Source organism: Propionivibrio sp. (assembly GCF_016790145.1).
Taxonomy (GTDB): domain Bacteria; phylum Pseudomonadota; class Gammaproteobacteria; order Burkholderiales; family Rhodocyclaceae; genus Propionivibrio.
On record NZ_JAEUOI010000191.1, the window covers coordinates 1 to 7,626 of the forward strand.

The following is a 7,626-nucleotide window of genomic DNA, read 5'->3' on the forward strand; positions in this document are numbered from 1 at the left end:
AATTACTATCTCCCTAACACTTTCGACCCAGAACAGAAAGATTATTTTTTTATAAGCAATGTTGGCTTAACGATCACCATGCCGCTACTCCTATGATTTGGCTCTCGCTCGGATATTCAGATAAACCGGTTACGTTTGCGATGGATCCTATGTGCCACTATCAGTCTGCTCACTCGCGATTGCCGCTTTGACGATCAGACTTGCCGCCTCGGACGCAGCGTCCGCGTAGTTCGATTCGCCGTGAATGAGCACAAGCGAGTGGCAACCTTCAAGCAGCAACATGACCTTACGTGCAAGCAACCGGGATTCGCTGATTCCGCCTTGTGCAAATTGTTGTGCCATCCACCCTTCGACAGACGCCTTGTGTCGGCTCGCCGACTTGCGTGCTGGGTGTCCGGGCGATCCGGCGAACTCCATCGCGGCTCGAGTGAAACCTGATCCACGCCACCGGGACTGTTTTGCCCATGCAGCGAATTCCGCGAACAGCTTTTCGACCAGGCGGACGGGGTCGTCCGCTACGCGATCGGCCCAGCTTTGAATGAGCTCGAGCATCAATTCATGCTGGACGTCGAGAACGGCCGCGATTAGGGTCTGTTTGCTGTCGAAGTGATAATAAATCGTGCGCTTGGTGACACCTGCAGCCTCGGCTACCGCATCAATGCCGGCGTTGGCAAAGCCGTCCCTGTAGAAAAGCTCGTAGGCGGCATTGATGATCTGCCGCCTCGTTACATCGCCGTGCCGTGGCATTCTCTTCCTCCGTATGCATACCGACTAGGTAGTGTACTTTGAAAAGCTGAGTGCCTAGCATGATTAGACACAGGCGCGGAGGCAAACATGAAACAGATCACGTGCATTGAAGATCTAAGGGAAATTGCTCGTCGAAAGGTTCCTCGGGCATTTTTTGACTACGCCGAAGCTGGCTCTTATTCAGAAGAAACGCTGCGTGCCAACCGAGCCGACCTGGAGAAAATCAAGCTCCGCCAGCGCGTGCTGGTTGACGTATCGACGCGCAACACCTCCTCGATCATGGCCGGCGAGCCGGTATCGTTACCACTTGCTCTCGCGCCCGTGGCGATGACCGGCCTAGAACACGGCAGCGGCGAAATTCTGGCATGTCGCGCTGCGCAGACGGCCGGAATCCCATTCACCTTAAGCACGCTTTCAATTTGCTCGATTGAAGATGTGTCCGAGGCCGTTGATAAGCCATTCTGGTTCCAGCTCTACGTCATGAAGGACCGCAGCTTCGTGCGCTCTCTTGTCGAGAGGGCGGTGGCCGCAAAATGCAGCGCGCTCGTCCTTACCGCCGACCTACAGGTGCTCGGCCAGCGCCACATCGATATCAAGAACGGCCTGTCGGTCCCGCCCGCACTAAAGCTGAGAAACCTCTTTGATATGATCACCAAGCCGGCCTGGGTCTATGGAGTGCTTTCAGCGAGGCGATGGACTTTTGGCAACCTGGATGGGCATGTGAAGGGCATGGATGGAGTCAAATCGCTCGCCCAATGGGTAGGATCGCAATTCGACCAAACACTGAGCTGGAAGGACGTGGGATGGGTCAGAAGCATCTGGCCGGGCAAGCTGATCATCAAGGGCATTCTCGATGTCGACGACGCTAAACTCGCCGTGAAGGTCGGTGCAGATGCCATTGTGGTGTCCAATCACGGCGGTCGACAACTCGACGGTGCGGCATCATCGATATCGATGCTGCCACAAATAGCGGATGCAATTGGCTCCGAGGCCGAAGTGCTGTTTGATGGTGGAATTCGCACTGGCCAGGACGTATTCCGCGCCTTGGCGCTCGGCGCTAAGGGTTGTTTCATTGGTCGCGCCTATATCTTCGGTTTGGGCGCGGGAGGGGAGGCGGGCGTATTGAAGGCAATCGAGATCATTCGCAAGGAGCTCGAGGTCAGCATGGCGCTCACCGGCGTAAATCAATTGAGTGAAATTGGCCGTCAAAACCTTGTTGCGCACCAAGGCCGGTTTATGGAATACGGTGGAATTCTGGAGGCGGATCATAACGCGATTAACTAAATACCCAACTTGGTAGAAGTTACCTGCCGTTCAACAGAACGCATTTTTTTGCGGTCGCTATGTCCGGACTTGGCCGAAAGTGATGATTCGCTGAAAACGCTTATAACAGATAGTGGAAAAGTATTTGACTACCACGTGGCTGCTTTGCTGAACCGGCCTCACCTGTAATCCAAGAAAGCCGTTTTATTGGGGCCGCGAGTCGCCTTTTCCTGCAACAATGCGCATTCGCACCTTGATCGCATCCTGGACCTGCAAGCCTCCCCCAAGGACGCTCATCGGGGTGATGCCGAAGTCGGTCTGGTTTATCGAAAAAAATGCCGTCACCACAAGCTTGTCGTTACTGTTTTCAACTGCGCTTGGCACGACAATTTCACGCTCAACACCGTGCACCTTTATTCTCGTCGCGATGTCCATTCCCCAGGCTGGCCCTGTCAGGGCCAGCGACCTGATCTCGATTTTCGGGTATCTGGCGGCATCCAGAACTTTCTCACCGAGCATATTCTTGGCTGTGCCGGCGATGGCCTCTTCATCGGGTTGTGTCAAAAACACGTCGCCTTCGTCCAATCGTGCATCCTCTGCATCAACCTGAAAATCCTTTACCGGAATCTCGATGGAAAAGCTGGATTGGTGGATATCCGGAGCCAGGTATATTTCTCCCCGGATGTTTTTCGCCTGAACGACATGATTGTGCCCAAATCGTGCAAGGGGGCCTGCCCGAAAAACCAGGAAGCGGATATCCGAGAGGTCGGGAAGAATTTCATAGCGGACCGAATTTTCCGGACGCGCTTCGACTAAAGAAGACTGGCTTGTCTGAAGCGGGGTCAACGGGTACTCGGGCGATGTCTGACAACCCGCCAGACACCACAGGCCCAATCCCAGGCTGACCGATGCCAAGCGCTGCAGGACGCCTAGCCTGGTTTCAAATCGAGGAATGCCCGACATTGTTACACCTCCATGGCTCTCGGGTACGCAGGAATCACTCGGCTGCCTAGCGCTTGTTCAATGTCAGTGCATGACCGCTTATGGCTGAAGTAGTTCGCCTAAGAGTCTGTGAAAAAATCATTACGGCCTGATTTCCACGCTCGTCACCCCGGCGCACCCCAGGAGTGTTTCCTTCGGGGCAGAAGCCGGGGTCCAACTCGTTTATCCGATTGTTTTAATGGGTATCGGAGGAAGGTACTGGATTCCGGCTTTCGCCGGAATGAGCGCGAAGCCTGGCCTCGGGCCCCGGCTTGGCAGGTGTTTATCCATTTTCGAGTTACACGCAAACTGGTCTGGGAGAACTTGATGGGCCTATCCGTCGGCACGGATTACCCGGTGGGCTTCGGCATCACGGCGGAGAATTTCATCGACCATTTCGCGGAAATTCCTTAACAGGATGTAGCGCACGATGCTCAGGCCAAATATCGGCGGCAGACTGAATTTCGGCACCAAACGTCCTGAAAACGACAAACGAGTATTATTTCCAGCCTGGCGGATTTCGTAGCGTCCGTTCATAACTTGAAAATCACCTTCGATCGCACGCGTTACGATAAGGTTTGGAGGAACCTCGGAAACCAGTAACCGGGCCTCGATCCCCTGCGAAAAAAACATGAAGCTAAAACTGCCTTTCTGTTCGACTACCGAGCCTTCGGGACTGCGCGATACGATCTTCGATTCGTGCATGCTGGAAATGAAACGTTGATAGCGCGCGTATTCAGTGAGTACCGCCCATACCAGGGCCGACGGAACCGGCAAATCGACGCGAGCATCGGTCAGGATGAATTCGCCTTCACGTGTTACCAGGAAACTGATTTCCGGAGTGTGACTCTGTGCATGCGCCAGGTTTGCCAACAACACCATGACAGCGATCATCCGATTGATCATGTTGTGGATGATGCTTCTCCTCGGTTGAGCGTAGCAAAAGCCGGATCGTACACTGACCCTCGCAGGGTGGCGACTCAAAGTATCGCAAAAATTCAAGCGGCCATGGTGTGCACGGGCCTGACCGGCATCCGGGCATTGGCGCACAATCTGGATCCCGGCTTTTGCCGGGATGACGGAGAATTTCTGACGAGGTATGAAGTACGACGCTTCTGAACGTTGGCGGCAAACCAGTGACCGGACGCCAGTGAACAACCAGTATTCAGTACCCTCCTCCTCATGATGCGTCGTATATTGCTGATTCGAGAACCCTGCTCCAGATTGCTTCTACGTGCGTCTGTCCGATCCCAGGCGTATATTGATCGTTCCCGTCGACCACATCAACGGAATGAGACGCGTCGACGAAGCGTGGTGGCAGTCAGTCATCGACTGCCTGATTGACGTACAGATGAAGTTGGAGCGAGCGGGTCGGCGGGGTGTTTGCCCGGTGTATTGCGCACGGGGCGTCAGGTGTTGATAGGGCGGCTAGAACTTGACGTTCAGACCGGCATAGATTGAGCGGCCCATACCTGGAACGGCGATGCCCCACGGTATCCCGTTGAGCATCATGGTCGATCCCTGACCGGTGTAGGCACCGCCGAGCGGCAGCGAATAGAACTTGTCGAAGAGGTTATCCACGCCGAGGTCGACCCGAACCTGCTTCCAGGTATAGCTGCCACGCAGGTTGGTCAGCGCGTAACCCGCAGTCTTGATCTCGTTGCGCACGTCTGAGACATCGTCCTTCGCTGCTGACACGACCACTTCGACCGCGCCGTTCCATCCCCCCAGCGCGTGGGTCAACGCCAGCTTGCCGTTGAGCGGCATGATGTTGTAAAGGCCGTCATCGGTATCGAGATTCTTGCCGTGGGTGTAGGCGAGCGAACCCGTGAGGCCTAAGTCGCCCAACCCGGTCGACGCGAGCAGGATTCGCCCGGAAACATCGATGCCATAAAGCTCGGCCGACTGGTTTGCGTACTGAAGGACGACGAACTCATTGGTCGTCGTCCGGTTGGCCGGCGTGCAGGATGCGCCCGCAGTGCAGCGAATGGCATCGATATAGTCAGTAACGCGCGTGTAGTAGGGCGTGATGCGGAGTTCCGAGCGCCGGTCGGCGGTATGCAGGTCCAAGGTAGCGGAAACCGTGTGCGCCTGTTCCGGTTTGAGATTGATATTGCCGAAATAACCGTTGCCATCACCGACGAGGTTGTTCATGACTGCAGCCATCGACCAGGTCGACCAGGTGTAGCGTTCATAAAGGTTGGGGGAGCGCACCTTGCGCGCCAAACCGAACTCGATGTCGCTATTGGCATCCGGCGTATAGCGGGCGAGCGCCGTCAGATCCCAGTTATTGTCGGTACGTTCGCGGTCTTGCGCGTTGAAGGCGGCGGCATCCTTCTTCTGGTCGTTCACCATCATTCCCATGCCATTCGTGTTCGGGTCGTAGCCCCGAACATTGCCGGCATCCGTCTTGACCCGTTCATAGCGGGCACCGAGCAGGGTCAGCCAATGGGTGTTGAGGCGCGACTCCCATTCCCCGAACAGTCCGAGGCGATCGCGTGTGCCGTCATTGATGTTCTCGAAAGTACCGGGCCACATGGCGGCGCCTGAAGGCGGCCACCAGTCGTCGAGGGTGTAGTGCTGATAGAGGCCGCCAACGCGGAGCAGGTTCTGCGCGTCGAGATTCACATCCGCCTTGACGTTCACCCCGGTGTTGCTGCTCTTGGTGTACATCGGCATGCCGGCCGCGCAGTTGGCACTGATCGGCGAACAGGGTGCGCCGTTGCCCGCCATGGGTCCACCGGATTGCATCCCGTACCAGAACCGCTTGTCGGGTCCGAAATCCATGTAATGTGGGTCGACCTTTTCGTAATAGGCCCGAGCCTCGAACTGTCCCCAGTCGTATTCGCCAAGATATCGCAGGTTGATGGTCTTCTGATCGTTGTCGAGCATGTCCATGCGCTGGTTCGGATAAAGTTGTTCGGGGATGTGCTGAAAGCCGAACTTGGCCTCAACGAGATGATCTCCGCCTTTCAGCGCGATACTCAGCATCTGGTTCAGACTCTCATAAGCTGTCGAGCCGACCTCGTCGAGGGGCAGCGTATGGCCGACACGGCCCGTGGCCTTGGTCGTCTTGAAGTTGCCACCCGCCTTGTAGTTGTCGGCCCGGGCGCTCGAACCGGTATAGGTCAGACTGGTGTTTTCGCTGGCGGCAGTGGCCGCTATGTTGGCGCCCCAGCCGTTGCCGTTGCTGCGGTAGAAACTGCCGACCTGGCCCGTAGCCAGAAAGTCCTGGCCCGGCGCGGCAAACACCGGCGCCAGCGTCTCGGCGATGATCGTGCCGGCAATGCTGTCGCCACCGACGCTGACCGGAGTGATCCCGGAGTAAACCCTGAGGGTGCCGACATTGCTCGGATCGATATAGGACAGCGGCGGATTCATGTGGTTGGGGCATGAGGCGATCAGGTCCATGCCGTCGACCTGGATACGGATACGGTCGTCGGCCAGGCCGCGGATGGATGGCAGGCTCGAAACCCCGCCCGCCCCGTAGGTGCTGACACCGGGAATGTTACTGAGCAGGCTGGCGGTATCGCTGGTCGCCGCTCGCATCTGCTCGATGCTGCTCGGGCTGACCGTGCTCGAGACCGGCACCGGCTTGAGTTTGCTTGCACTGACAACGACATCATCAAGGACTGGCACGTTTTCGACCGGGTCGGCTTGCCCGATGGCCGACGACGAAAAGGCAATGGCCACTGCAATAGCAAACGAATGGATGCGATACCCCATGAAATTCCCGTCAGAACGATCAAATAGAAGCAGGGCATGATTTTCAGCTTTTGGCTGTAGCAAGGGAATGTGGCAAATTGCCGCACACGCTTTGTCTAATGGGCTCAATAGCAGGATACCGAGCCGCCAGACAAGAATTGCGGGCACCCTCCGGTTAATGGCCGCTTCAGAACAACTCGCGTGAAGAACGTCGGTTAAGGAGAAGAAAGGCAATTGGAAACCATACGTCGCAGGTAACACAGTATGATTTATGAACTTAACAGCGAATTCACAATGCCGGCTAACATCAGTTGCTGACAAGGCAAAAGTACGGTGCTTACGGACGTCGGCAACAAACCACTGACCTGACGCCAGTGATCATCCAGGATTCAGTACACTTCCCCTCATGATGCGTCGTATATTGCCGATTCGGGTACCTTGCTCCTGAATACTTGCAGGGGACTTTCAGATTTTTTGGAGAATGAGTATGGACCTGCGCGCAAATGGTTTCTGCTTCCTGTGCTTCGTTCTGCTGGCTCGCTCGATCGGGAAACTAACCGGCCTTGTCAGCGACCAGATGCGTAGATACTTCCTGGCTGCCGGTGCCGCCGGCGAGTTCGGATTCGGTGTGGGACGGCAGCGTTCGCTGGTGGATGACACCCTCTGCCGGAATTGCCCTGGGTGAGCCGACGGCATGCTCTATCGTGTTCTGGCCGACGTGGTGCTGCTCCTTCACCTGACCTTCATCTTCTTCGTCGTACTGGGGAGCCTGCTGGTCTGGCGGTTCCCGCGCCTTCTCTGGTTGCACCTGCCGGCCGTGATGTGGGCCGGGCTGATCGAAATCAGCGGATTCGTCTGTCCGCTCACGCCACTGGAAAACCACTTGCGCCGACTAGGCGGCGAGGCCGGTTACCACGGTGGGTTTATCGA

At 56.4% G+C, this 7,626-nt stretch carries 7 protein-coding genes; 3 read left to right on the forward strand and 4 right to left on the reverse strand.

Annotated elements, in window-relative coordinates; genetic code table 11:
- Positions 1-147: 147 nt before the first annotated feature.
- On the reverse strand, positions 148-747 hold the full coding sequence (locus tag JNM42_RS15710; RefSeq protein ID WP_294272236.1) for a TetR/AcrR family transcriptional regulator: 600 nt from the start codon (positions 745-747) through the stop codon (positions 148-150).
- A gap of 87 nt (positions 748-834) precedes the next feature.
- Here JNM42_RS15710 and JNM42_RS15715 point away from each other — a divergent pair, with 87 nt between their 5' ends.
- Complete coding sequence (locus JNM42_RS15715) at positions 835-2,031, forward strand: alpha-hydroxy acid oxidase (protein ID WP_294272239.1); 1,197 nt, start codon at positions 835-837, stop codon at positions 2,029-2,031.
- A 183-nt stretch (positions 2,032-2,214) separates the two neighbouring features.
- On the opposite strand, the gene JNM42_RS15720 is transcribed toward JNM42_RS15715, so the two are convergent.
- The 3 genes from JNM42_RS15720 to JNM42_RS15730 form a co-directional block, all read right to left on the reverse strand.
- Positions 2,215-2,973, reverse strand: coding sequence for a YceI family protein (locus JNM42_RS15720; RefSeq protein ID WP_294272242.1), 759 nt, complete (start codon positions 2,971-2,973; stop codon positions 2,215-2,217).
- Positions 2,974-3,324: 351 nt separating this feature from the next.
- Entirely contained in the window at positions 3,325-4,149 is an 825-nt protein-coding gene (locus JNM42_RS15725) for an SRPBCC family protein (RefSeq protein WP_294272245.1), read from the reverse strand.
- A 270-nt stretch (positions 4,150-4,419) separates the two neighbouring features.
- Positions 4,420-6,717, reverse strand: a complete 2,298-nt coding sequence (locus JNM42_RS15730) for a TonB-dependent receptor (RefSeq protein ID WP_294272247.1) — start codon at positions 6,715-6,717, stop codon at positions 4,420-4,422.
- 466 nt (positions 6,718-7,183) lie between these two features.
- On the opposite strand from JNM42_RS15730, the gene JNM42_RS15735 reads away from it, so the two are divergent.
- Both JNM42_RS15735 and JNM42_RS15740 read left to right on the forward strand, forming a co-directional pair.
- Positions 7,184-7,381 carry a hypothetical protein gene (locus JNM42_RS15735; RefSeq protein ID WP_294272251.1) on the forward strand — a complete coding sequence of 66 codons (198 nt, stop codon included), beginning with the start codon at positions 7,184-7,186 and terminating at the stop codon, positions 7,379-7,381.
- A gap of 9 nt (positions 7,382-7,390) precedes the next feature.
- Positions 7,391-7,626 (forward strand): DUF2784 domain-containing protein (locus JNM42_RS15740; protein WP_294272254.1); only part of this gene is annotated, 236 nt, incomplete at its 3' end.

Coding starts and splice junctions, on each gene's coding strand:
- JNM42_RS15720 (WP_294272242.1), bottom strand. CDS start 2,973: ATGTCGGGCATTCCTCGATTTGAAACCAGGCTAGGCGTCCTGCAGCGC.
- JNM42_RS15730 (WP_294272247.1), bottom strand. CDS start 6,717: ATGGGGTATCGCATCCATTCGTTTGCTATTGCAGTGGCCATTGCCTTT.
- JNM42_RS15710 (WP_294272236.1), bottom strand. CDS start 747: ATGCCACGGCACGGCGATGTAACGAGGCGGCAGATCATCAATGCCGCC.
- JNM42_RS15735 (WP_294272251.1), top strand. CDS start 7,184: ATGGACCTGCGCGCAAATGGTTTCTGCTTCCTGTGCTTCGTTCTGCTG.
- JNM42_RS15715 (WP_294272239.1), top strand. CDS start 835: ATGAAACAGATCACGTGCATTGAAGATCTAAGGGAAATTGCTCGTCGA.